This is a genomic window from Nitrospirillum guaranorum, from assembly GCF_034653275.1.
Taxonomy (GTDB): domain Bacteria; phylum Pseudomonadota; class Alphaproteobacteria; order Azospirillales; family Azospirillaceae; genus Nitrospirillum.
In genome coordinates, this window is the sequence record NZ_JAYEES010000003.1 from 105,906 (window position 1) to 128,056 (window position 22,151).

Sequence of the window (22,151 nt, forward strand, 5' to 3'; positions counted from 1 at the left end):
ACGGCGGCGCCCACCCCGCGCCGCCGCACCGACTTTCCGCATCCTTCAGGGTGACGATGGCTCCTGTGGTTTCAGCGCCCGACCGCCTGGTTCACCACCCAGGCCAGGCGCACGCCGGCCATTTCCAGGCGCATGCGGACCAGCGGCCAGGCGGCAGTCTCGTAACCCTGGGCCAGGCGCTCGACCCCATCGGATTCCGGCGCCCGCAGCAGGCCATAGACCACGTCGCGGGCCAGGCCGTGGCTTTCCTCGCCCCAGGCCTGCACGGCCTTGTCCAGGCCGGCGCCCTTGAACGGGGGCTTGGTGGACGGCGTCTTGGGCGTCCACGCCTTGGCGTCATAGGCGGTGATGGCGGGCTCCAGCGTGGCGGCGGCCGCCTTGGCCTTGGCCAGGTCGATGGAATAGTCCTTGTTCACGGACAGGCCCAGCTCACGGTCGACGATGGAGCCATCCCACACCGAATGCAGGTTCAGGTGACCGTTCCGGTCGTCATCGAAATAGCGGACCTTGACGTCGTTGCCGCCCTTGTCGTGGTTACGCTCGGCGGCATGCAGGGGCTGGTGCAGGTCGCCCACCAGATGCACCACCCACTTCAGCGCGGCCAGCCGCGCCTCGGGCGCCGCCTTGGTGTCGGCCAGCAGGCGGGCCTGTTCCGGCAGGCGGGCGAGCACGCAGTTGTCGTCGGCGCAGTCGCGGGCGGCGTCATAGGCCGGCTGGTCGGTGGGCACGTCGACATAGTGCCAGGGCAGCGTGTCGGGCAGGCCGCCCTTGTCCTTGGGCAGGTGGCCCACGGTGTCCGGCCAGCTCGCCACCTCATCCAGGGTGTGGTGACCCTCCAGCGACAGCAGCTGGTCCACCACCGCCTTGGCCTTGGGCGTCAGCCGGTCCTGCGCGATGTCGCCGACGATGGCATGCCCGTTGGGGCCCCAGGCCAGCGCCGGCCCGGCGGTGAGGGTGACGGCGGCGGTGGACATGGCGGCGGCGATGGCGAGGCGGCGAAAGGCGGTCATGGAGGGTCCCGATCTGGAGAAGGCCGCCAAATTAACCGCTTAACATTGCGCTGTCATGTCGGGTGCGACAGCGGGGCGCTGGGCGCGGACACAAAAAATGGCCCCAGGAGGGCCATCTTTGACAGTCGGCGATTTCAAAGGATTGAAGTGGTGCCCCCGGTCGGACTCGAACCAACACGACCTTGCGGCCAACAGATTTTGAGTCTGAAAACTGCCGGCTAGGCTTTCCGCGCCTCTGGGCGATATAACCTCAGAACCCATTGTCATCACAGCACTTTTCCTTGCCAAGCATAGCCAAAGGTGCGACTCTAATTGCCAGAGTTTGCCGCCATCTGTGCGGACACAGGTGCGGACACGGTACGAAAGGATGGCGATGGCCGTCAAATTAACCGAGCGCGTTGTCAAGGGGCTGGAGCCCCCGGCAAGCGGAAATAAGATCACCTACGACAGCGAAGTCAGCGGGTTCGGGGCCCGGGTCACCGCCCTAGGAAAAGTGTCCTTCGTCCTGAATTATCGGGCCGAGGGCGGCAGGGAACGGCGCATCACCATCGGGAGCTGGCCAGACTGGCCGGTGGAAACGGCACGCAGTCGAGCGAAAGAGCTGAAACGCCAAGTCGACCTGGGGGAGGATCCTATGGGCGACCGACACGCCCGCCGCGCGGCGCCGACGGTGCTGGACTTGGCGGAGCGCTATCGGGAGGAGCATCTACCCAAGAAGCGCGCCGGCAGCGCCAAGGAAGACGAGCGGAACCTGCGCGTTCATGTGCTGCCGCGCCTGGGTAAGATGAAGGTGGCCGACGTCCGATTCTCCGATGTGGATCGCCTGCACCAGGATATCAGCCGGACGGCCCCTTATGCCGCCAATCGGGTCCTGTCCCTGTTGTCGAAGCTGTTCAACCTGGCCATCAAATGGGAGGTGCGCACCGACAACCCGGTCAAGGGTGTCGACAAGAACGCCGAGGAGAAGCGCAAGCGCTATCTCTCCGGCGTCGAACTGGTGGCATTGACCGAGGTGCTGCAGGCCCACCGTGAGCGCAGCAGCGCCAACGTCGTGCGCCTCCTCCTTCTCACCGGTGCCCGCCGTGGCGAAGTGCTGAGTGCGCGATGGGATCAATTCGACCTGACGGCCGGCCTGTGGGTGAAGCCAGGCGCCACCACCAAACAGAAGACGGAACACCGCGTGCCCTTGAGCGCACCAGCCCGCCAGCTCTTGGCCGAAATGCGGGCCCAAGCGGAGAAGGTCGCGCCGGCCAAGCGCAGCCCTTTCGTGTTTCCCGGCGACACGCCCACTAGGCCGATGAAGGACATCTCATCGTTCTGGCGCGCCGTCACTGAGCTAGCGTCGGTCAGCCTGTTTGCTGCCCAGCCGGAGACGCTGGCGGGCCGAATTGCAGCCGCGCTGCAGGCGAAGCTGGGGCGTCTGCCGACATACAGGGAGTGGTTGGACGCCGCCAAGGCGGAATGGGCAGGACGCCCAGGCGAGAGCATCCCCGCCGGCCTGACGGACGTGAGGGTTCATGACCTGCGCCACACCTACGCGAGCATCTTGGTCAGTGCTGGCCTGTCCCTGCCGATCATCGGCGCGCTGTTGGGGCATACCCAAGCCCAAACGACAGCCCGATACGCCCATTTGATGGACGATCCATTGCGGGCGGCTACGGAGCGCGTGGGTGCGATTTTGGAATCTACGGCTCGGCCGACCGCTGAAGTTGTGAACATTCAGGAGCGGGTGAAATGACGCGCTCAGAGGTTCTGGGAACAGAAGATATCGAGGATGATTTCCCGGAGGCATTCCTCGATACAATTGGCCGATGGTTCGCAAAGCGGATGATCGACGAAGTTCGCCCCAATGGGATTCCCAAGCTACGCTTAATAAGCCTGAAAGAAGCTGGGGCACTTGTCGCCAACTTCCTTGGCGAAAAGCGTGTGCATGTGGCGCTGGCACAAAATCTTATTGAAACCTCTCTACTAAAAGGTGAAATATTATGTACCGCAGATTCGCTTAGCATTTGGGAAGATGGCAGATCTTCTCCATATGGAACCTGGAATGGACTTGATGAAGTTAGCCAGTTTGGGTTGGACTTAAATAGTCTTCCTGGCTACCCCTACGAAAACACGCTTGGTCTTGATCGTACTGATAGCATAAAAATCTTCTGGGGCGCGCCGAATATTAACCAGGATCCGGCGCGAGCAAAGCGCATATTCACCTCAGATCTTGGCTTTGGACGAAAAAATTACATTATGTTGGCCGAAAATCTGAAAGTAACCGTCCAAGATATAATTCTTAAGTTTATTGAGAGTTCGCCGATGGCAGAGCGGGAGCTTGATAGGTTGGATATAGAGCAACCATACGAGCATGTGGCGGACGATGATTATCAAAGAATTCGTGGGGGAGGGCAGAACAGGGAAGATGTTAACGATTTTTGGAAAGAGATAATACGCCGGCTCGGAGAAATGAGCCAAAATTCCTTCAACGAGCAGAAATTCTTTGATGATATGTATAATTGGACCGTCGAAGGTAACAAAAAAATCGGCGAAACCATGATCCAACCAAGGATAAAGTATGCCCTACATATGACTGGATACGCCGTAAAGGCAAAAACCCCAACTACGTCGCATCTCTCTCCATTTGATATTTTCTGGGCAGAAGTGGCAAAAAGGAAAATTAACGGCGAATATCCGCTCTATGACGGCGTTTCCGGTGACGAAATCGCGAGAGCACTAGCTGAATGGGTTGCTAAAACGCGGCATAAAAACAATCCGCTACCAATCGGCACGAACTGGATCAAGGCTCAGCTGCAGCTGGAATAATAGAGGCTCTCATAGGCCGGTTCCTGTCAGTTCCGGCCGGTTCCTTTCAATATCCGACGCTCTGCCAAAAAATGCCCCTTGTCTTGGCACCGTATGCGGTGTTTTTGTCAAGGAGAACGAGCGTGCTGGACAGTGAAACGGCTAAGCCGTCTATCGACATTTTCCATGGCCTACTTGACCGCGAGCAGGCTAAAGCCGCTCTCGGGCGCAACGGGTACCCGATGTCAGACCGCACCTTCGCGCGGTTAATCGAAGAGGGGCTCCCATTCATCGCTCTCCGAGGGCGCAAGTACTATCGCATCGAGGCCATTCGGGCCTGGCTGCTGTCGCGGGAAACGTCGCGCTCCGCCACTCCCACCGCCCGCCGGCGCAAGACCCCGCGGGGTGCCCGGTATGCGGCCTAAAACGAACCCCCGGCCCAAGCAGGCGTTGGCGCGCCAGATGGGTCCGGGGGTTGTGATTGGTGAGTTTGGTCGCTCCACCGGTCGCAACGATATCACCCTCCCCCTCATCCTGGAAGACTTGGCAGCGCGGCGTATCGCGCACCGCTGCGGCTTCAACGCGGCGACGGCGCGCACCATCGCGGAATTGGCCGGCTTCCGCCAGGCGGTGGCCCATGGGTGACGTGATCCACTTCCGAGCCCGGCCGCAGGCCCCACTGGTCCGCATGATGCCGCCCCGGCCCAGCACCGAGGCGGCCTTGCGGGGGCTGCTCCGCGACATCCACGCTGATGTCGCGTCGTTCCACGGCCAGCCCGATGCCGCCGCGACCATCGCGAGCTATGCGAACCGGTTGCGCATCATCTTGACCAACATGGATGACGCAGGGGGTGCCGCATGACCGCCCCCCTGATCATCGGCATCGACCCCGGCTTGTCCGGGGCGATTGCCATCCTGTCGGCGGACGGCGGGCTCACCGTCCACGATATGCCCACCCACCGGTTGACCCGCACTGAACTGGACCTGTCGGCCCTGGCAACCATCTTCGACAACCTGACCAAGGCGACTGCGCCCGTCGCCTTCCTGGAACGGGTCGGCGCGATGCCGGGCCAAGGCGTCGCCTCGATGTTCAAGTTCGGCACCTGCTACGGCGCGTTGCAAGGGCTGCTGGCGGCCCACTTCATTCCTGTGACCCTGGTGACGCCCCAGTCCTGGAAGCGCGCCATGGGCTGCCCGGCGGGCAAGGATGGCGCCCGCGCCCGGGCATCGCAACTCCTGCCCCGCCACGCCGGCCTGTGGCCGCTGAAGAAGCACGACGGCCGGGCCGAGGCGGCACTGATCGCCCTCTACGGTCAGCGCCAAGGAGGTGCAGCATGACGGATCGTCCCTCCTTGGAAGTCGAGTTCGCCCGCGCCGAAGTGCGCGTCTCCTGGGGCCACGCCCAGCGGCTTTTGGCCGCTGGCGTGCCGGCCACCGCCCTATGGCGCCCGACCTTGGTGGGCGTGCTCGACGGCACGCTGGTGGTGCCGGCCGGCTGGGCGGACTGGGAAGAGGACGCGCCCGGCTGGGCTGAGATCCGGGACATGGTGCAGATCGACCCGGAAAAGCCCGAAACCTGGCAGCCCGTCTATGGGACCTGCCCCGTCCTCGGGTTGGAACAGGTTGAGCACGCGGTGGTCTACGGCCATGCGCTCCAACTCCACCGCCACCCCCTGGACTGGATTCGCGCCCGGGGCAGCGGCGCGTGCATCATAGATTGGAGTTGCGATCCCCGACGGTGGATCGGCCAGGCGCCCGCCATCACCTGCGCCACGCCCGGCCTGGCGCGGCAACTGCAGAACCGGATGGAGGAGTGCGCTCGCTGGCACAGGCCACGCATCACCGTCGCGCAATCCTGGAGGGCTGCGGCTTGAACCGGAACCCCTACAGCGCCCCGCCGGAGGAGACTCCCTTCGGCGGGAACCGCCGTCGTCGCGATAGCGGCCCGGCCAACCCCAACGGTCTCATCGCACGTCTGGAAACCGTCTGCGCCGCATCATGGGCGGGAAGGCCTGTGCCGGAGCGGCAATGGCTGGTGCCGGACTTGCTCCCCTTGCGCAACGTGACCCTACTGACCGGCGACGGCGGTTTGGGCAAGACCCTGCTCGCCCTCCAACTGCTCGCCAGCTCCGCGCTGGGCGTTCCCTGGCTGGGTCGCGAATGCCGACGAGTGAAAACCCTGGGAATCTTCTGCGAGGATGAAGATGACGAACTCCATCGCAGGCTAGCGGACATCGCGAGCGCTTATGGTGTGGATCTTGGGGACCTGGAGCACATCGAAATCGCCGGCCGGGTGGGTGAAGACAACGCCCTATTAGCCTTCGGCCGTCCCGGTGAAGGCGCCGACGCGACCCCTTTCTTCCATTCCATCCGGAACCGAGCCAGGGAGTTGGGCGCGGAGTTGATTGTACTCGACAGCCTCTACGACTTCTTCCCCGGCAATGAGAATGCCAGGACTGAGGTTCACCGCTTCGGTGGTCTGCTGCGGTCGTTGGCTCTGTCAACAGGCGCGGCTGTTCTTGTGTGTGGCCACCCATCCCGTGCCGGCATGGCGGAGGGCTCTGGATTGTCCGGTTCCACGGCTTGGAACGCCGTGGTCCGGAGCCGCTTGTACCTGACCAAGCCCTCTAATGACGATGGCGCCCCGGCCGACCCTGACGCCCGAGTTCTGGCCACCAAGAAGGCCAACTATGGCCCGGTAGGGAGCGACATCGGCCTCACATGGCAAGGCGGCGTCTTCGTCCCCAACCGCGCCAACGGCCCTGACATCGTTGACCGATTAGATCGCGACAACCATGCCAGGGATATCGTTCTCGCTGCCGTGGATCGCTTCAACGCCCAGGGGCGCCCGGCGGTCGCTGCCCCCGCGCAAGCCAACTCGCTTCCCAACAGGATCGCAAAGGAAGGGCTATCCCATGGTTTGAAGAAGGCCGAACTTCAGCGCGCCATGGTCGCCCTATTCGATCGAGGCGAACTGATAACGGGCGTTGTTGGCTACCACGCTAATAGGACCCCACGTATGGGCGTCAGACGACCGGATGGAGGGGAGAAGTAGTTGCTCAGGCGCTGCTCAGGCGTCTCGCTAAGCCATTGATATAATTGATTGCTGGCGCCTTGCTCAGGCGTGCTCAGGCGCCTCTTAAGTCATTGATATCATTGCTCAGGCGTTGCTCTCTCGCGCCCCCCATACCCCTATATACCCGCCGCCTCATCTTGGAGCGGCTGGCGGGTATAGAAATCGGAAAGCCCGGAGAGCCGGACAACCGGAAAGCGTCCTTTGGACAGGGGGGGATGCCAGATGTGGAGATTGAGCCAAACCGGCCGCCCAATTTTCGTTCGCGTGCTTCGCGCCCTTCCCTCGATTTGCATTCCCGTTCAGCCAGCAGCCAATCGGCGGCAATCTCGGTCCCCATCCGAAAAAATTTCGGCGTCCTATTTACGGCAGAAACTGATTGTTAATCAGTTAGATTTGCCAAATTTTGCCATTTATATCAGTGTGTTAGATATTTTGAATCGTTGACAGTCCGCGTCATGTCCCCATACTCGACAATATCAGCGAGATTGGATGGAGAAATGGACATGTCGAAGGCTGTTCAAGTGCCGGTTGGGTATCGGTCTAGCACCGCTCGCCTTACCGCCCAGGACGGCCGGTCGCGCAACGCCCGTTTCCTGCGCGACATCCGCGCCGAGCTGACCGCCCATGTTGGCACCCCCACCGCTCCGCAACGCATGCTGATCGACCTGATCGCCGCGACTGCCCTGCGCCTGCTGCTGTTGAGCGAGAAGATTGGCACCGACGCGGCGCCTTGCGAGACGGACCACCGCTATTGGACCGTTTACGCAAACAGCCTGGCGCGCTCGCTGGATAAGCTGGGTCTGCACGCGACGCCCGGTAAGGCCCCTACCCTCAAAGACGTTCTCTCGGGTCGTGGGGTGGCGGCATAACCATGTTCCGCGATGCTCCACATCCCATGGCCTTCTTTGACCACCTTATTTGGCTGGACGGCCGGCCGCTGGTCGACACGATCGAGCCCTACCGCCGCGCCATCTTCGAACGCGCGCTCTACACCTTCGACGGCAAGGGGCTGCCGGTGGCCAACCTGGTGCTGAGCGGTCGGGCGAAGAAGAACTTCAAGACGTCCGACCTGATTCTGGCCGGCCTGTACAGGTTCCTCGCGTGGCCGTCGTCCCAGGGCAACGACTGCTTCATCCTCGCCAACGACGCCGACCAAGCCGGCGACGATCTCGACCTGGCTAAGAAGTTGATTGCGGTGAATCCGATCCTGGACGCCGAAGTGACGGTGCGGACGAAGGAAATCATCCGCAACGACGGGCGCGGCACTCTGGAAATCCTGCCGGCCCGCGACGTGGTGGGCCAGCACGGCAAGACCTATCTGTTTGTCGGGTACGATGAGATCCACGGCTACCGGAACCATGATCTATTTGAGGCCCTGGCGCCCGATCCCACGCGGCTGGATGCCCTCCAGTGGATTACGAGCTACGCCGGCATCCGCCATGCCCCGGGCATCCCCCTGTATGACCTGATGCAGGCCGGCAAGAAGGGAGAGGACCCGCGCATGGTCTTCACCTGGTACAGCGGGGAATACTGCACCGATCCCGACTTTGCCGACCTGCCACCCCAGGAACGCGCCAACCCGTCCATGATGTCGTGGGGCAACCCCGGCTATCTGGAACAGCAGCGCAAGCGCCTGCCGACGCATAAGTACCGCCGCCTCCATCTGAACCTGCCCGGCGCACCCGATGGCGCGGCGCTCTCCGCCGATGGCGTAATGTCCGCCATCGTCACCGGTCGCAAGCAACTCACCCCCGAGCAGGGCCGGCGCTACTCCGCCTTCGTGGATATGTCGGGCGGCAGCAGCGACGACGCCGTGCTGGCGATCAGCTACCAGGACGAAGCGACTAAGCGCGCGGTCCTGGCTTGCCTGGTGCCCCAGAACGGGCCGGTCCCTTTCAACCCGCGCCATGCGGTCGCCAAGTTCGTTGGCGTGCTGAAGCAATACGGTGTCACCAGCGTCACCGGTGACGCCTACGCCGGTCAGACCTTCCGCGCCGACTTCCAGGATGCTGGTATCACCTACACCGTTGCGGGCGTGCCAAAAAGCGACCTTTACGATGCCCTGGAACCGCGCCTGAACGCTGGCGAAGTCGAGTTGCTGGATATCCCCACCCTGCAGGAACAGCTCCTAACGCTGGTCTGGCGCGGGAACAAGATCGACCACCAACCGGGTGATCATGACGACTGGGCCAACGCCGCAGCGGGCGCTATCTGGCTCGCCGCCGAATCCCGCAAGCCGATGGTTATCCCTGACGCCGTGCTTCAGCGCGCCGCGTTGCCCGGCCCCTACGCCAACCGTCGGCTCGGTGCCCACCGCCACTATTGAGAGGTTCGAATGCCGTCCCCCATGCCTCAGCTTTGCCGCGAACGAGTCCCGCTCCGCACCAAGGGCGCCCGGCCGCGCATGGCCATGGATGCCGCGTTCCCGGCCGCGCGCCCCACCCCTATGGGAATCCTAACCCGCCTCGCCAAGCGGTGCAGCCCCGAGGAGTGGGCTGAATTCCACCGGTTGTTGCGTGGTGATGAGGGCGCCGTCGATAACGACAACCCCGACACGCAGGCTGATGAGCGTGACCGGCCGCCGGCCATGGATGCCGCGATGCGCGGCTTGATGGGCCGTGAACTTGGGCGGATCGCCATCGATACAACGGGAATCCAACCCGCGCCCCGCCCTGCCGTCGTCAAGCCTGCCGCCGCTGCCGACTTCTATACCCGTTTCCCCGAAGCCAAGAGGACCGTCTGATGAAGCTCGCCACCATCGGCCGCCGGCCGCCGAACGATCCCGCGCGCACAGCCTTAGCCGCCGCCATCAAGGAAGCCAACGAAGCCGACGCCCGCCTGCGGGCCGCCACCACTGCCGCTAGCCGAGCCAGGGAAGCGCTGTATGCCGCGTCCGCCCAGGTCGAGGAGGCGGCCAACGCCATCGATCAGGCAAAGGCGGAAATGACCTACCGCATCGTTACCGCTGCGGCGGCGGGCGGTGACATGCCGGGCGGCCACTCGACCGGCGACCGCCAGCGCTTGGCCGAAGCCCAGGATATGCGAGACGCCGCGCGGGCTGCCCTAACCCAACTGGAGGCGGAAGAAGAGAGCGCGAGGGACGCGGCCCAGATCACCGCTCGGGCGGTTGATCGTGCCGCCACCGATATCCTGATCGCGCAGATGGGCCCCGTGGCGGAAAGGGCGCTTGCAGCCCAGCGAGATTGGATTCGTGCCCGCCGCGAACTGGCGTTTCTGTTCAATCAGTGCGCTTGGCCGTGGACTGATGAACAGCAGCGCTGTCGTCGGATCGCCGAGGGCTACAACAACGTCGACACCAAGGATGAAGTGGACCCCGCCGCCACTTGGCAGGCAGCGCTGGACGCCCTGAAGAAGGACGCAAACACGCCGTTGCCCGCAACCTAAACCGAGACGCGACATGCGGGTGGTCAATGACCGTCGCATGTCGACACCCGCGCATTTCACCGCGCGGAGCGACCAGCCGGCGGTGTCGCGAACAACACCGGCAGCGGCCCGGTCCAGTCCTCGAACCCGAAGCCGCCCCTACCCCGACCGAGTCCTTGGGCAAGGCTCACCCCAGCGCCGTCGCGATGACGCCGTAAGCCCTCAGATGGAGCCCTTTATGTCCGGAACCTATCCAACGCCACAATTTAAGGCGTTAACCCTCAGGGAAGATACAGGCGCCACCGACGCCCACCTTCTGGAGTGCAAGAGCGGAGGAACTGTGGTGGGAGGCCTGGCTTTAGTCGGAGGCGCCTTCTTCGCTGGCGAGTTATCTGACGCCCGTACAAAGGAATTCGAGGGCAATGCCAACGTAGCCGATATTTTGGCTCAGCTCTGCGCTGTGCCTATTCATATGGGGCGGCGTAGGCAATCGCCGAATACCCCCCTCCGGCCCATGGTGGCCGCACACGAGGTGCAGGCCCGATCTTTCTTAGCCGGAGCAGTCACCGGCCAAAAGAGCGACATCCAGATGCAACAGGTCGCCTACGGTGGCAGCGCTTGGGGCGTCGCCATGCTGGCAGGCATACAGGCATTGGCGGCTGAAAATAAGGTTCTGCGCCGCCGGCTGGCAGCCCTTGAAGCGCTGCCCGCTGAGTAAGGGCAAATCCTATCAATCCGATGCCGTCGCGATGACGCCGCAGTCCCTCAGATGGAGTTTTTCAATGAAGCGCGCTCTGGTCAGTTTGATTATGGGGGCAGCAGTTGCCGCAACCCTCTTTTCTCCATCGACGCTGGCGCAAACTGGGTGGGCGTCCGGCGCGGGCGCGCTCCAAGCAAAGGTCGGCGGGAGCGATGCGCCGGCTTCAGTCGATGCAAATGGTTATAACGGGACTGGTTCGGCGTTGGGGGTGACCGCTACCGGCACAACTACAGCAGCCAACTTGGCGGATCGCTTCGCACGCACGATCAATGTCCTTGATTTCGGCGCTGATCCCGCCGGGATCAACGATAGCACAGCGGCAATTCAGCATGCGATCAACGCCGCCTGCGTGACGCGCACAAAGACTTCACCAGGGCAAATCTACCTACCGGGCGGCAGCTACAAGACGACTGCCACTATCACCATCGGCTGCGACAACGTCACCGTCGCCGGAGCGGGGCGAAACGTGACGGTGATTTACCCGACCAACAACGGTGATGTATTCTACGCCTATAATCCCAGCTGGTCGCCCTCGACGCCGTATTCTTATGGCAAGAATTTCAAGGATTTCCGGATTTACCGGGCTGACAACCCTTCCTCTGGTGCTGGCATCCATTTCGAACATGTCGCTATTGGTGGCGCCACGCATGTGGATGTCAGCGGCATGTACGTCGGTATCGAGATTGAGAGCAGCATCAGCCTGAATTTTGATGACATTACCCCAGGAGGCATCAACACCGTTTCGGGATCTCGGCTTTGGTGGGTCCATCGCTCAAGCGCCACCGACACCAATCCCTCTGAGAACTTCATAAGCAATACGAACTCGCGGGCTGGTTCGGCTGGGGGTTACACGTACGGAATTCTCATCCAGGACACTGATGGCTTCAACATGGCCAACTACCATGTCGGTTTCACCTCAGGTCCGGCGCTCATGGTTCGGCCGGAATACACTTCGGATGTGATCTTCGGCCTGACGTTCTCCAACGGCGGTTTCGACACGGCTCAGTACTGCATCTATTCGACCGGCCTGGCCGGCGAGACGGGCGGCCGCAGTTCGTGGAATTTCGACGGCGTGTTGTGCGAGCTATCCAGCCTGGATGGCTTCTACAACGACGATCCAAATCTGAAGTACGTCACGGCGGTGGGTTCGCAGTTTTTTCTGAACGGGCGCCATGGCATCAATGTCTCCGCCGGTACTGGCTACAAGTTCACCGGCTCATATTTCATCGACAATAACCTCCTGAATGCTAGCGGCAACCATGTTGTCTTGAGCAACACTGCAGCCGACATCAACTTGGACGCCGCCAGCTTCGTGCGGAACGGCAGTCCCTACGCGGTCGGCTACAACGTAGCCATCTCTGGTTCCGCCGATCAGATCAGCATCAAAAATGCCAAGTACGCCGGTGCCGGCACCGCCGACCTGAGCAACACATCGTCTGGTGGTAATATCTACTACTCCACCATCTATACCGACAAATCGAGCGCACCCAATAACCCCGGCCCTACAACTCCAATCGCCAATGGCACCGCGCTGTGCAACATCTCCGGTTCCGTCGCCGCACCGGGAAGCTGCACCGCGACCCAAATGGCCCAGTTCATGGGGTTAAGCTATCCCGGCGGCAACCCGTCCGGTCACTCCTCTCTTATTGGCGACGGCGGCCACTTCCTAAACTTCGCCGGCTCCTACTACGGCTTCAACCTCTACTACAATGGTGGATGGAAATACGCCGACAGCAACGGGTACGGCGCCATTTGGGGACAGGATAGTAGCGGCAACCTTTGCATGAGCTACGCCCCATCAGGCACTGCTGGCGGCACGCCCTCTAGCGTCACTGCGGGCACCTGCCTCAATTATGGCGGGGCGAGTATCCGTCTACCGACCTCCACCACGCCCTCTAGTTCGTCCGCCGCTTGTGCAGCCGGCTCGCTCTATTGGGACAGCAACTACCTCTACGTCTGCACCGCGACGAACACATGGAAGCGGTCTGCTTTGGGGTCATTTTGATCCTGCGGGATTGGCCGAGTGCTGCATCAAGACCGCCCGCTGAACGGGGCCGCCGCCATAGCGAAGGCGGCCCCGGCCCCTCCCGCCGGCGGTCATGAGCGGCAAAGCGGGAGGCCATCAAGGGCATGAAGCCGGAACTGCTGCGGCGCGTCCGCGCCACGTCGAGCGCTCGCGGGCGCAGATTATCACCTGTGGCACCGCGTGCGTATCCCTGGTGAAAACCCCGGACCGCGCCGAGGGCAACCGCCGCCAGCGCCGGGCCACTTGAACCGAAGGCCCAAGTTGGACCTTCATCCCCTCTTTCGGCGGACCATTCCTGGAAACGGGGAATTGGGGGCAAAGACTTCTGCCGGCAAACTGAGGGGAACTCCCTTAGTTGCGGACTTGAATCGCAGTCATCGGCTCGAAGCAGAAATCATAATGATCGAAATCCAGCCTGAGATTGACCATCTCAGCAATAGCGCGTGCCTGATCGCGCTCGAGCGGATATGTGAGTGCCCCCTCGGGGTCGGTATCATCTACACCGGCAATCTTTGCCACTTCATCAAATTTTAAGTCAGCGATGTTGTAGGCAATTTCCGCGCGGCCCGTTCCGAGATTGTAGCCCACAAGCTGGTGATGTACTCGCATCTCATGGCTCCACTGTACGTGTGCGATCAGGCCCATTGAGTATTTTCCCCGTCCGAGGGTCGAATTCACCCTGGTGTTCGCCCCTCAGATTATACGCTTCAACGGTCCCGTGTTGGCTGTCCCACTCGTATAGCCGTTTCCCGTCCGTCCATCGTCTCCTCAATCCTGCGCCGGCAACCCGCGTCTTGCTCCGAATCTGCCAGACACCTGGAAACCCAGGGAGGCTTGGCGGCGGCGGCACGTGCTCAGCTAGAGGAATGCCCCCAGAATATGGCATCTTTAAGCCTGTTCAATTTAGGGTCAAGATCCATGGAATCCCTCCCCAAACTGAAGCACAACTTATAATCGATGTAACGGAAAATAATTAAAATCGTCTTACCTAGGACTCCGCACGATAAGCCGAGGGAATGGGGGCTGCCCAAAATTGAGCACTCCTCCTGACCTACAGGGGTATCGCTTTAACCGACACCCTCGGCAAAGGGTCTATGGTGAACATAGACCCCAGTCTTGGTTCCCTAAATCCGGGGAGCGCAAAAGCGACACCATGCCGCTTTTGAAAGAAAACTTCTCGGTGGCGTGAATCTTGGTGGGGATACCTTACGCCGCTTCGGCGGCGTGCCAGTCGCCGTCGCGTTCCTCAAAGGTCTCGATGCCGTGCTGCTGTCCATCGATCTCCGTCAGGAGTTCGGATATCCGTCGTGCGGTCTCATCGCCGGCACGGTTCAGGGCATAGTAGAGCCGCAGGACGCGGTCTTGGCCCGCGGGGATCGGCGTGTTGGGTCGCCCTTCCCAACGAGCCACCGCCGGGCGGGATGAGCCCACAATTGCTGCGATCCCGCTCTGGGAAAGGTGCAGCATAGACCGAAGGAAGCGTACCTCCTGACCCCGGAGACGATCGGGGGAAAGGATGATGGCGCGGGCAATGACTTCGTGCAGCTCATCCATCTTCTCGATGGAGAAGCCCTTGCCATATTCGGTGTCATGGATCGTGTAGCCGTTGCGCAGATACACGTAGTCCAGCCCACACTGGGTGTAGTGAAATCCGTCGCTCATGATCACTTATCCATCCATTCCACGGTAACTACAAATAGGCTCTTGCTTGGTGGCCTGAATATGACGGTGACCACACCGGCATTCCGGCCACCAGGCATCCTCAGTTGGACCAGGGCTTTCCAGTCAACGCCGTTCGCGCATAGGACAGGAATCCCAATCACACTGCCAGAAGCCAGGATGCGAAGCGCGTCGTTGGCGGTGATAGACCGCTGCTCGACGCGCTCGAACGCATGGTCTCCGAAGATGACCGATGAGGCGTCCGAAACGCGCTCCCTGATCACCTTCTGAGCTTCATCTTCGCGCAAGCCATTCCAACGGATTGGCCGGATGATCTTTGGGTCTTGTTCGTTCTTCGTCATCACTGGCCGCCCGGCGCCACCTTATGTATCGATATGATACGTTCTCATGATGGGTCAACCCCCCATCATCCTTATGGCTATGATGGCGCTGGGCGCGTGGCATTCGTGCAACGCCGATGTATTGGGTCGCGAGCTTCCATGCAGGGTCGCCCGGGGTGGGCAATTTGGGAGCACCGATACCCTGTCAGCTTTTATGGAAGCCAAGCTCATATCGCCCTCACTCTTCTTGGCCTGAAACGGCCTTGCGTAACCTCACCCCAGCCCCAGCCCCATTCTCAGGGATGAACTCCACGCCGGCGGCTTCCAGGGCGGTGCGGATAGCGAACAGGGTCGCAGGCTTTAGCTCTTCGCCGCGCTCGAACCTGGAGATCGTCTGCGTTGAGACGTCAGCCGCTTCAGCTAGTTCGCGAACCCCTAAGCCTAGCGCCACCCGCGCCATGCGACATTGAACCGGGATCATATTCACAACCCTGTTGTGATTTCCATTGACGGAAAATGTTAACAGTGTTGTGATTGAGGGGCAATAGAAACGGCCGAGTGAAGTGTTTGCACAACCCCGCTCGGCCTGACCACCATCACCCTGGTTAGGAGGGCAGCAATGGCTGTTTCCCAGAATACCCGAGCTTTGCCTGAAAAAACTGCATCTTCGCAGCAAATGGAGCCGCGCGGCACGACCCGCCGCGCCTTGTTGCCGGCCTTGGCTGCGGCAGCGGTAGCCGTATCCGCCACGAGCACGGTGATGGCCGCGCCGGACGTTCAGCTAACCCATGAAGCAGACGCCGCGCTGCTGGACGCTTGGAACCGCCACGCACGCGCCTACCGTGCTTGGCGGGCCCTTCCCGACCACGAGACGGACACCCGCAGTGAGTCCGCTGCGGCTGCGGCAATCTGGGAAGCATCGGAAGCCGCTCTGGGCGAATTCGAGGCGCTCACTCCGTATACGACCGCCGGATTTGCGCTGAAGCTCAGATGGATGTTTCTGGACTTATGTTGTTTGGCCTCCGTTGAACGGTACGTCTACGACGGTGAGCCGGTGGATTTGGCGCAGATAAAGGCTGATAGCCATGATCAACATCTTATTGCGCTAACGTTTCTGAGCATGATCGAGCAATGCGAAGGGAGGACGGCATGAGCACGGCAAATGCTAATGACACGCATTTGGTCGATCTATGGAACCGCTATCTTCAGGCATACCGGGATTATGACGCCTGCCCAAATGCTTGGGAAAATCCGGACGACCACACGCCTGAGGAAACCACCCTCTACCTGCAAATGGACGGGTTGGAGCGGGAATTTGAACATACGCCGGCGACTACCCCGCCCGGCTTCGCCCTGAAACTCCGACATTTCCTTCGCCGTGGCGTGTCCCGTCCGTGGATTACCGATTGGGTAATCTACGGCAAGCCCATGCGGCTGGACAACGAACGGGCGGACATGGAGCGCCGGAAGATGGATTACGGCAGTGACTTCGAGGTGACACAGATGGCGCTGGACCTCATAAGGCAATGCGAACAAAAGGCAACATAGGCATTGGGCGGGGCGGCTCGCAAGGGCCGCCCTTACCCGTGGATAACCTTCAGGCAGGGCTGGGACGTTTGGCTCCCAGGTTACCCCTCCTTCATTCCAGATAGAGCCCTCCCTTGGTAAGGGAGAGGTCGAGATTCGTGTCTGCAGACAATAACGCTTATGCGGACACAACCTGGATTTAGAACGGTCCCGATTTCGGACATGGTGCGGACACGGGCTTTTGGTGAGTTCTTCACCCAAGCCGATCAACAGCTAACCCTTTGATTTTGCAGGGTTTTTTGGTGCCCCCGGTCGGACTCGAACCAACACGACCTTGCGGCCAACAGATTTTGAGTTTGCCGCGTCTACCATTTCGCCACGGAGGCACCGGGCGCTTTCAAGCGTGCGGCGGATCATAGCGATAGAAAGCCGGGGGTCAAGCGCCGCATGAGGCCGGCGGATCATGCGCAGGCCACGCGGTTGACACGCGGCGAGGCGGGGGCGGCGGTTGCGGGCGCGGTGCGCACCTGATAGACGGGTAGCGCCCGGCCCCGCCGCCCTTTGGCCTGTCGCCACAGGGAATGGGGCCCCGCTGTCGGAGATGCCCGTTGCTGCGTAGCCTTTATGACCGCACCCTCGCCCTCGCCGGCCACCGCCATGCCGTCTGGGCCCTGGCGGGTATTTCCTTCATCGAAAGCTCGGTCTTTCCGATTCCCCCGGATCTGCTGCTGATCCCGCTGATCCTGGCCGACCGGCGCCGGGCCTTCTTCCTGGCCACGGTCTGCACCGTCGCCTCGGTCCTGGGCGGCTTCCTGGGCTACGCCATCGGCTATTATTTCTGGGACACCATCGGCCATCGCGTCATCGAGGCCTACGGCCTGATGGGCAAGTACATGGAATTCAAGCAAGGCTTCGACGAGAAGGGCGCCTGGATCATCATCCTGAAGGGGATGACCCCCATCCCCTACAAGCTGGTGACCATCGCCAGCGGCGCCTTCCAGTTCGACCTGGCCACCTTCGCCGGCGCCTCGCTCATCTCCCGCGCGCTGCGCTTCTTCCTTGTCGCCGCACTCCTCTGGAAATTCGGCGAGCCTATCCGCACATTCGTGGAAAAGCGCCTGACGCTGGTCACCACCGTGGCCCTGCTGCTGATCATCAGCGGCTTCATCCTGGTGAAGTACCTGCATCTCTGAGCCCCCGCCGCCCGAACCGGAAGCCGCCCCATGACCGCATACGCGCCCAGCCCCACCGCCGCCCCGTCCCCGCTGGCCCATCCCCGCCTGCCGCAGGCGGCGCTGGTGCTGGCGTCGGTCGGCGCCCTGGGCACGGCGCTGCTGTCGCAATATGTCGGCGGCCTGCACCCGTGCGAGTTCTGCATTTGGCAGCGCTGGGCCTATGTCGCCGCCATCGTGGCGTTGCTGCCCGGCCTGGCGAATCCGCGCTTGCGCACCGCCTCGCTGGTCCTGGGCGGCCTGGCCTTCTTGGGTGGTGCCGCCATCGCCGGCTTCCACACCGGGGTGGAGCAGCACTGGTGGGAGGGGTTCACCACCTGCAGCAGCAGCATGCCCAAGAACCTGACGCTGGATCAGCTGCGCGAGCGCCTACTGTCCGCCCCGCTGGTGCGCTGTGACGAGGCGCAGTGGACCTTCCACGGCATCTCCATGGCCGCCTTCAACTTCCCGGCCTCGCTGATCCTGGGCCTGCTGGCCTGGGCCGCCGCCCGCGCCGGCGCCAAGCGGGCCTGAGGGAGGCACCCATGACCGCCACCACCGACACGAAACCCGCCGAGCGCCTAGCCCGCCGCCCCCTGCCGGGCGATCTGGGCACCGAGGCGCAGATCGCCCGCATCATCCGTGTGGACCAGGCGGGCGAGTACGGCGCCGCCCGCATCTATGCCGGCCAGCTGTCGGTGCTGGGCAAGAGCCCCGTGGGCGCCACCATCCGCCATATGGAGGAGCAGGAGCGCGTCCATCTCGACACCTTCAACCAGATGATGGTGAAGCGCCGGGTGCGCCCCACCGCGCTGCAGCCGTTGTGGAAGTTGGCCGGCTACGCCCTGGGTGCTGCCACCGCCCTGATGGGCGAACGGGCGGCCATGGCCTGCACCGTGGCGGTGGAGGAGGCGATCGACGCCCACTATGCCGAGCAGGCGGAGCGCCTGGGCCCGGGCGAGGCGGAGCTGAAGGCCACCATCGAGAAATTCCGGGCGGAAGAACTGGAGCACCGCGACATCGGGCTGGCCCATGACGCCGAGCTGACGACCGGCTACCCCGTGCTGTACACCCTGATCAAGGCGGGCACCCGCGCCGTCATCTGGGTGGCGGAACGGGTTTGATCCCGGCGGGAATCAGGGCGCGGCGGCATCGTCGCCGCCCAGCTTGTAGGTCAGCCTGAGATAGACGATCCGCCCCGGCACGGCCAATTCGGACCGTTCCAGGTACTGCGGCGTGTCGATCCACGTGACATGGCGCACGCCATTGAACACGTCGTTGGCGGTGACGATCAGTTTCAGCCGGGATGTCACGTCATGGCCATAGGACAGGGTCAGCGACTGATAGCCGGACCGCGTGCCGCCCGCTTCCAGCGACCGGCCATGCAGTTGCGCCTGCAGTTGCAGGCTGTCGCCCTGCTCCGGCGTCCAGGTCAGGTTGACCTTGGTCAGGTGCGTGAACAGGGCGCCGCTGTATTCCCCGCCACCAACGGGCATGGATTCCCGCAGGTGGGACAGGTCGGAACTGAGGCCGACCGCCCAGTCCGCCCCCAGGTGGAAATCCACCGCCAGGTCCAGGCCGGCCGACGTGCCGCTGCCCGCGTTTTCCACCGTGGAGACCAGGGCCGTGTCGCCCGGTGCCGCGGCATAGCGGTAGTCCACGATATCGTCGGTCAGTTGGCGGGCGTACAGGGTGCCGCTGGCCGTCACCATCGCCGCCGTATAGGTGTAGCCGGCCTCCACCGAGTCCGTGCGGCTGGGCCGCAAGCCGGTATTGCCCAGGATGGTGGTCGCCCCGACGATGGTCTGAAGCGGATTCAGTTGCTCCGTCGTCGGCCGGTCGATGCGCCGGGTATAGCTGAACGTCAGGCGGCTCTCGGGACTGAGGTCCCGGCCCAGGGACAGGCTGGGCAGCCAGCGTAGGTCATCCGAATCCGGCATGCCGTCCGCCGTCGCCAGGAACCGCATGGCCATCGACTCCACCCGCAGCCCGGCCTTGACCAGCCAAGGGCCCAGCAAACGCTGATAGCTGGCGTATCCGGCGCTGAGGGTGCGATTGAGGCCGAAGCGCGCGGCAGGGGGGACGCCGAACCCACCTTCGCCCGGATCGCCCACCGCCCCCGCCAGATAGGCCGACTGCACCCGGTCCGACTCGACCTCAAAGCCCAGCTTGAGCTGCCCCTCCCGGGGCAGCGGCAGGACATAGTCGCCGCTGACGGTATCGATCAGCTCACGTTCCGTGTGCCGCTGGCGATAGATGTCCTCCACAGGGGCCGGAACCTGGAAGAGCTGGTCGTCGGTCTGGTCGCGCAGCGTCTCATGATCCTCATGGCTGGCCTTCACCGTCAGCGTGTCGCCGCCGACCACGCCCTTGCGGACGTAATCGCCGGTCACGGAGGCATGGTCGAAATGCTGCGGGGCACGGTCCTGGGTGACGCTGCGGCTGGTCACCCCACCGTCGGGGCCATAGACGTCCAGATCGTCCTGGTATTGGCGCGGCCGGTGGCGCAGGGCCCCTTCCCCGCCGAGGCTGATCGTGTCGTGGTCCGACACGGCATAGGCCACGGTCAGGGCGCCGGTGGTGTTGGTGTAAGGTACGAAGGTGGCGCGATGCTCCACCAGGCGACCGGCGGCCGACCCATCGGCATTCTTGGCCGTCCGGTCGATGCCCAGCAGGTCGTAGCGGATGTCGTCGCGCACGTCGGCCGAGCCGCTGAACGTCCAGGCCCCCATCCCGAAGGAACCGGCGGCGGAGCCGCTGCGCCGCCCGTGCGGACCGATACCCGCCGTCAGGTCCGCCTTGGCCGCGGGGTTGCGCGGCGTGCGCGTTACCAGGTTGATGACGATGCCGGCATCCCCCCGGAACTCCGACCCCGGATCGGTGATGACCTCGATCTTGGCGATGGTGTTGGCCGGCATGGATTGCAGGGCCGTCGCCAAGGGCATGCCGCGCAACGCCGGGGAGGGCTTGCCGTCCACCATCACCGTGACGGCGGCACCGTGCACGCGGACCTTGCCCGCTGCATCGACACTGACGGCGGGCAGGGCGGTCAGGACATCGGCGACGCTGCCGCCCCCCTTGGCCTGGAGGTTGTTCGCCAAATCGTAGACCGTGCGGTCGTCCAGGCGCGTGGCTTCCGGCGGGGTGGCGGTGATGGTGATTTCCGTCTGCGCCAGCGCCGATGGCGCGGCGACGGCGAGGCTGGCGATGAGCGCGTTTCGAAACCCCCTGGCGTTCACACTGGCACCCTTCACGCGGTCTGGCGCGGGCACGCGGATGCACACTCCCGACGGCGTGGGTCGGAAGGTCGCAAGCGCGGCGCGTGGCTGGATAACAAGGGGAGTGTTTCCCGGAGAAGCGGGAAAATCCCCCGCTTTTCTCGGGCCACCCGCCCCCTATCAATCGGTAATGCCTTAAAATTCCAGCCTTTGATCGCCAACGCAAACGACGATACCTTAGCGTCATCCTGAATTTTTCTAAGGATGGGCCCATGCCGCTCAGCGCCATCTCCTTGAACGCCCTGCGGGCCTTCGAGGCCGCGGCCCGGCATCTCAGCCTGACCCGGGCGGCGGCGGAGCTGCACGTCACGCAGTCGGCCGTCAGCCATCAGGTGCGCGGGTTGGAGGAGCAGCTGGGCGTCAGCCTGTTCCGCCGCAGCACCCGGGGATTGATCCTGACGGATGAGGGCCAGGCCCTGGCGCCCACCATCCTGGAGGCGTTCGCCATGATGGGGCGGACGCTGGACGCCGTCAGCGCGACCGGCCCGGCGGAGATCGTGAACCTGGGCGTGGTCGGCACCTTCGCCGTGGGCTTCCTGTTCGAGCGCCTGGCCGCCTTCCGGGCCCACCATCCGCGCGTCGACCTGCGCATCATGACCAACAACAACAAGGTCGACCTGTGGACGGAGAGCTTGGATTTGGCCATCCGCTTCGGCGATGGCGCCTGGCACGGGGTGGAAGCGCATCGCCTGATGGACGCGCCCATGGCGGCGCTGTGCGCGCCGGCCCTGGCCGCCGTCCTGAAAACGCCGGCCGACCTGGCCGCGCATCCGCTGCTGCGGTCCTATCGGTCCCAGGATTGGCCCGCCTGGCTGAAGGCCGCCGGCGTGCCCGGCATCCCGGCGCGGGGCCCCCTGTTCGACGCCTCCACCCTCATGATCCAGGCGGCCATGCTGGGGGAAGGCGTCGCCCTGGCGCCGCCCGCCATGTTCCGGCGCGAACTGGCGGAGGGCCGGCTGGCACAGCCGTTCCCGGTGACCGTGGATACCGGGTGCTATTGGCTGACCCGCTTGTTTTCCAAGCCGCTGACGCCGGGCGTGAAGGCCTTCCAGGATTGGATCCTGGCCTGCACGGCGCCCCACCGATGAC

Annotated in this window: 26 protein-coding genes and 2 tRNA genes; 19 read left to right on the forward strand and 9 right to left on the reverse strand. The window is 63.1% G+C overall.

The genetic code is table 11. From position 1 onward, the window contains the following. Positions 1–71 precede the first annotated feature (71 nt). A complete protein-coding gene (locus UAJ10_RS09215; protein ID WP_322915093.1) occupies positions 72–1,010 on the reverse strand; it encodes a S1/P1 nuclease in 939 nt (312 codons plus the stop codon). A 148-nt stretch (positions 1,011–1,158) separates the two neighbouring features. Then, a tRNA-OTHER gene (locus tag UAJ10_RS09220) sits at positions 1,159–1,234 on the reverse strand. Between the two features lie 143 nt (positions 1,235–1,377). Between UAJ10_RS09220 and UAJ10_RS09225 the strand changes: the two genes are divergently transcribed. The 13 genes from UAJ10_RS09225 (at position 1,378) to UAJ10_RS09285 (ending at position 13,025) form a co-directional block, all read left to right on the forward strand. Then, entirely contained in the window at positions 1,378–2,748 is a 1,371-nt protein-coding gene (locus UAJ10_RS09225; RefSeq protein ID WP_322915094.1) for a tyrosine-type recombinase/integrase, read from the forward strand. Further along, positions 2,745–3,821, forward strand: a complete 1,077-nt coding sequence (locus UAJ10_RS09230) for a hypothetical protein (protein WP_322915095.1) — start codon at positions 2,745–2,747, stop codon at positions 3,819–3,821. Before UAJ10_RS09225 ends, UAJ10_RS09230 begins: the two co-directional genes overlap by 4 nt. A gap of 122 nt (positions 3,822–3,943) precedes the next feature. Then, the gene (locus UAJ10_RS09235) at positions 3,944–4,225 is read left to right on the forward strand and encodes a hypothetical protein (protein WP_322915096.1); all 282 of its coding nucleotides are present in this window, start codon (positions 3,944–3,946) and stop codon (positions 4,223–4,225) included. A 212-nt stretch (positions 4,226–4,437) separates the two neighbouring features. Beyond that, positions 4,438–4,662 carry a hypothetical protein gene (locus tag UAJ10_RS09240; protein WP_322915097.1) on the forward strand — a complete coding sequence of 75 codons (225 nt, stop codon included), beginning with the start codon at positions 4,438–4,440 and terminating at the stop codon, positions 4,660–4,662. Next, positions 4,659–5,138 carry a RuvC family protein gene (locus UAJ10_RS09245; RefSeq protein ID WP_322915098.1) on the forward strand — a complete coding sequence of 160 codons (480 nt, stop codon included), beginning with the start codon at positions 4,659–4,661 and terminating at the stop codon, positions 5,136–5,138. The genes UAJ10_RS09240 and UAJ10_RS09245 overlap by 4 nt, the downstream gene beginning before the upstream one ends. Continuing rightward, on the forward strand, positions 5,135–5,674 hold the full coding sequence (locus UAJ10_RS09250) for a hypothetical protein (RefSeq protein ID WP_322915099.1): 540 nt from the start codon (positions 5,135–5,137) through the stop codon (positions 5,672–5,674). The genes UAJ10_RS09245 and UAJ10_RS09250 overlap by 4 nt, the downstream gene beginning before the upstream one ends. Further along, entirely contained in the window at positions 5,671–6,855 is a 1,185-nt protein-coding gene (locus UAJ10_RS09255) for an AAA family ATPase (protein WP_322915100.1), read from the forward strand. Before UAJ10_RS09250 ends, UAJ10_RS09255 begins: the two co-directional genes overlap by 4 nt. Positions 6,856–7,373: 518 nt before the next feature. Continuing rightward, positions 7,374–7,745, forward strand: coding sequence for a hypothetical protein (locus tag UAJ10_RS09260; protein ID WP_322915101.1), 372 nt, complete (start codon positions 7,374–7,376; stop codon positions 7,743–7,745). A gap of 2 nt (positions 7,746–7,747) precedes the next feature. Next, positions 7,748–9,202, forward strand: a complete 1,455-nt coding sequence (locus UAJ10_RS09265; protein WP_322915102.1) for a hypothetical protein — start codon at positions 7,748–7,750, stop codon at positions 9,200–9,202. Between the two features lie 78 nt (positions 9,203–9,280). Next, positions 9,281–9,619: a hypothetical protein gene (locus UAJ10_RS09270; RefSeq protein WP_322915103.1), complete on the forward strand. Its 339-nt coding sequence runs from the start codon at positions 9,281–9,283 to the stop codon at positions 9,617–9,619. Further along, the gene (locus UAJ10_RS09275; protein ID WP_322915104.1) at positions 9,619–10,281 is read left to right on the forward strand and encodes a hypothetical protein; all 663 of its coding nucleotides are present in this window, start codon (positions 9,619–9,621) and stop codon (positions 10,279–10,281) included. The genes UAJ10_RS09270 and UAJ10_RS09275 overlap by 1 nt, the downstream gene beginning before the upstream one ends. Before the next feature lie 217 nt (positions 10,282–10,498). Further along, a complete protein-coding gene (locus UAJ10_RS09280; RefSeq protein WP_322915105.1) occupies positions 10,499–10,978 on the forward strand; it encodes a hypothetical protein in 480 nt (159 codons plus the stop codon). Between the two features lie 64 nt (positions 10,979–11,042). Next, positions 11,043–13,025, forward strand: coding sequence for a glycosyl hydrolase family 28-related protein (locus UAJ10_RS09285; RefSeq protein ID WP_322915106.1), 1,983 nt, complete (start codon positions 11,043–11,045; stop codon positions 13,023–13,025). A 372-nt stretch (positions 13,026–13,397) separates the two neighbouring features. Here the strand turns inward: UAJ10_RS09285 and UAJ10_RS09290 are convergent, their stop codons facing one another. From UAJ10_RS09290 to UAJ10_RS09305, 5 genes are all read right to left on the reverse strand, one after another. Next, positions 13,398–13,691 (reverse strand): DUF7683 domain-containing protein, encoded by a 294-nt coding sequence (locus UAJ10_RS09290; RefSeq protein WP_322915107.1) that lies wholly within the window; start codon positions 13,689–13,691, stop codon positions 13,398–13,400. Next, a complete protein-coding gene (locus UAJ10_RS29860; protein WP_416235353.1) occupies positions 13,657–13,932 on the reverse strand; it encodes a colicin E3/pyocin S6 family cytotoxin in 276 nt (91 codons plus the stop codon). Before UAJ10_RS29860 ends, UAJ10_RS09290 begins: the two co-directional genes overlap by 35 nt. 320 nt (positions 13,933–14,252) lie before the next feature. Then, positions 14,253–14,708, reverse strand: coding sequence for a hypothetical protein (locus UAJ10_RS09295; protein WP_322915108.1), 456 nt, complete (start codon positions 14,706–14,708; stop codon positions 14,253–14,255). 2 nt (positions 14,709–14,710) lie between these two features. Further along, positions 14,711–15,067, reverse strand: a complete 357-nt coding sequence (locus UAJ10_RS09300) for a DUF4258 domain-containing protein (RefSeq protein ID WP_322915109.1) — start codon at positions 15,065–15,067, stop codon at positions 14,711–14,713. Between the two features lie 217 nt (positions 15,068–15,284). After that, positions 15,285–15,527, reverse strand: coding sequence for a helix-turn-helix domain-containing protein (locus UAJ10_RS09305; protein ID WP_416235354.1), 243 nt, complete (start codon positions 15,525–15,527; stop codon positions 15,285–15,287). 138 nt (positions 15,528–15,665) lie between these two features. Here UAJ10_RS09305 and UAJ10_RS09310 point away from each other — a divergent pair, with 138 nt between their 5' ends. Both UAJ10_RS09310 and UAJ10_RS09315 read left to right on the forward strand, forming a co-directional pair. After that, positions 15,666–16,199 (forward strand): hypothetical protein, encoded by a 534-nt coding sequence (locus UAJ10_RS09310; protein WP_322915110.1) that lies wholly within the window; start codon positions 15,666–15,668, stop codon positions 16,197–16,199. Beyond that, the gene (locus tag UAJ10_RS09315; protein ID WP_322915111.1) at positions 16,196–16,594 is read left to right on the forward strand and encodes a hypothetical protein; all 399 of its coding nucleotides are present in this window, start codon (positions 16,196–16,198) and stop codon (positions 16,592–16,594) included. Before UAJ10_RS09310 ends, UAJ10_RS09315 begins: the two co-directional genes overlap by 4 nt. 279 nt (positions 16,595–16,873) lie before the next feature. Here UAJ10_RS09315 and UAJ10_RS09320 read toward each other — a convergent pair. Then, positions 16,874–16,959: transfer RNA gene (locus UAJ10_RS09320), tRNA-Leu, on the reverse strand. Between the two features lie 222 nt (positions 16,960–17,181). Between UAJ10_RS09320 and UAJ10_RS09325 the strand changes: the two genes are divergently transcribed. From UAJ10_RS09325 to UAJ10_RS09335, 3 genes are read left to right on the forward strand one after another with little or no spacing between them, the layout of a single operon-like run. Then, positions 17,182–17,766: a YqaA family protein gene (locus UAJ10_RS09325; RefSeq protein WP_322915112.1), complete on the forward strand. Its 585-nt coding sequence runs from the start codon at positions 17,182–17,184 to the stop codon at positions 17,764–17,766. 30 nt (positions 17,767–17,796) lie between these two features. Next, positions 17,797–18,318 carry a disulfide bond formation protein B gene (locus tag UAJ10_RS09330; protein ID WP_322915113.1) on the forward strand — a complete coding sequence of 174 codons (522 nt, stop codon included), beginning with the start codon at positions 17,797–17,799 and terminating at the stop codon, positions 18,316–18,318. A gap of 11 nt (positions 18,319–18,329) precedes the next feature. Beyond that, a complete protein-coding gene (locus tag UAJ10_RS09335) occupies positions 18,330–18,908 on the forward strand; it encodes a demethoxyubiquinone hydroxylase family protein (protein WP_322915114.1) in 579 nt (192 codons plus the stop codon). Between the two features lie 12 nt (positions 18,909–18,920). Here the strand turns inward: UAJ10_RS09335 and UAJ10_RS09340 are convergent, their stop codons facing one another. Beyond that, on the reverse strand, positions 18,921–21,056 hold the full coding sequence (locus UAJ10_RS09340; protein WP_322915115.1) for a TonB-dependent receptor: 2,136 nt from the start codon (positions 21,054–21,056) through the stop codon (positions 18,921–18,923). A gap of 218 nt (positions 21,057–21,274) precedes the next feature. On the opposite strand from UAJ10_RS09340, the gene UAJ10_RS09345 reads away from it, so the two are divergent. Further along, the gene (locus tag UAJ10_RS09345; protein WP_322915116.1) at positions 21,275–22,150 is read left to right on the forward strand and encodes a LysR family transcriptional regulator; all 876 of its coding nucleotides are present in this window, start codon (positions 21,275–21,277) and stop codon (positions 22,148–22,150) included. Position 22,151 lies beyond the last annotated feature (1 nt).

Coding starts and splice junctions, on each gene's coding strand:
- UAJ10_RS09215 (WP_322915093.1), bottom strand. CDS start 1,010: ATGACCGCCTTTCGCCGCCTCGCCATCGCCGCCGCCATGTCCACCGCC.
- UAJ10_RS09225 (WP_322915094.1), top strand. CDS start 1,378: ATGGCGATGGCCGTCAAATTAACCGAGCGCGTTGTCAAGGGGCTGGAG.
- UAJ10_RS09230 (WP_322915095.1), top strand. CDS start 2,745: ATGACGCGCTCAGAGGTTCTGGGAACAGAAGATATCGAGGATGATTTC.
- UAJ10_RS09240 (WP_322915097.1), top strand. CDS start 4,438: ATGGGTGACGTGATCCACTTCCGAGCCCGGCCGCAGGCCCCACTGGTC.
- UAJ10_RS09245 (WP_322915098.1), top strand. CDS start 4,659: ATGACCGCCCCCCTGATCATCGGCATCGACCCCGGCTTGTCCGGGGCG.
- UAJ10_RS09250 (WP_322915099.1), top strand. CDS start 5,135: ATGACGGATCGTCCCTCCTTGGAAGTCGAGTTCGCCCGCGCCGAAGTG.
- UAJ10_RS09260 (WP_322915101.1), top strand. CDS start 7,374: ATGGACATGTCGAAGGCTGTTCAAGTGCCGGTTGGGTATCGGTCTAGC.
- UAJ10_RS09265 (WP_322915102.1), top strand. CDS start 7,748: ATGTTCCGCGATGCTCCACATCCCATGGCCTTCTTTGACCACCTTATT.
- UAJ10_RS09270 (WP_322915103.1), top strand. CDS start 9,281: ATGGCCATGGATGCCGCGTTCCCGGCCGCGCGCCCCACCCCTATGGGA.
- UAJ10_RS09275 (WP_322915104.1), top strand. CDS start 9,619: ATGAAGCTCGCCACCATCGGCCGCCGGCCGCCGAACGATCCCGCGCGC.
- UAJ10_RS09280 (WP_322915105.1), top strand. CDS start 10,499: ATGTCCGGAACCTATCCAACGCCACAATTTAAGGCGTTAACCCTCAGG.
- UAJ10_RS09285 (WP_322915106.1), top strand. CDS start 11,043: ATGAAGCGCGCTCTGGTCAGTTTGATTATGGGGGCAGCAGTTGCCGCA.
- UAJ10_RS09290 (WP_322915107.1), bottom strand. CDS start 13,691: ATGGGCCTGATCGCACACGTACAGTGGAGCCATGAGATGCGAGTACAT.
- UAJ10_RS29860 (WP_416235353.1), bottom strand. CDS start 13,932: ATGCCATATTCTGGGGGCATTCCTCTAGCTGAGCACGTGCCGCCGCCG.
- UAJ10_RS09295 (WP_322915108.1), bottom strand. CDS start 14,708: ATGAGCGACGGATTTCACTACACCCAGTGTGGGCTGGACTACGTGTAT.
- UAJ10_RS09300 (WP_322915109.1), bottom strand. CDS start 15,067: ATGACGAAGAACGAACAAGACCCAAAGATCATCCGGCCAATCCGTTGG.
- UAJ10_RS09305 (WP_416235354.1), bottom strand. CDS start 15,527: ATGATCCCGGTTCAATGTCGCATGGCGCGGGTGGCGCTAGGCTTAGGG.
- UAJ10_RS09310 (WP_322915110.1), top strand. CDS start 15,666: ATGGCTGTTTCCCAGAATACCCGAGCTTTGCCTGAAAAAACTGCATCT.
- UAJ10_RS09315 (WP_322915111.1), top strand. CDS start 16,196: ATGAGCACGGCAAATGCTAATGACACGCATTTGGTCGATCTATGGAAC.
- UAJ10_RS09330 (WP_322915113.1), top strand. CDS start 17,797: ATGACCGCATACGCGCCCAGCCCCACCGCCGCCCCGTCCCCGCTGGCC.
- UAJ10_RS09335 (WP_322915114.1), top strand. CDS start 18,330: ATGACCGCCACCACCGACACGAAACCCGCCGAGCGCCTAGCCCGCCGC.
- UAJ10_RS09345 (WP_322915116.1), top strand. CDS start 21,275: ATGCCGCTCAGCGCCATCTCCTTGAACGCCCTGCGGGCCTTCGAGGCC.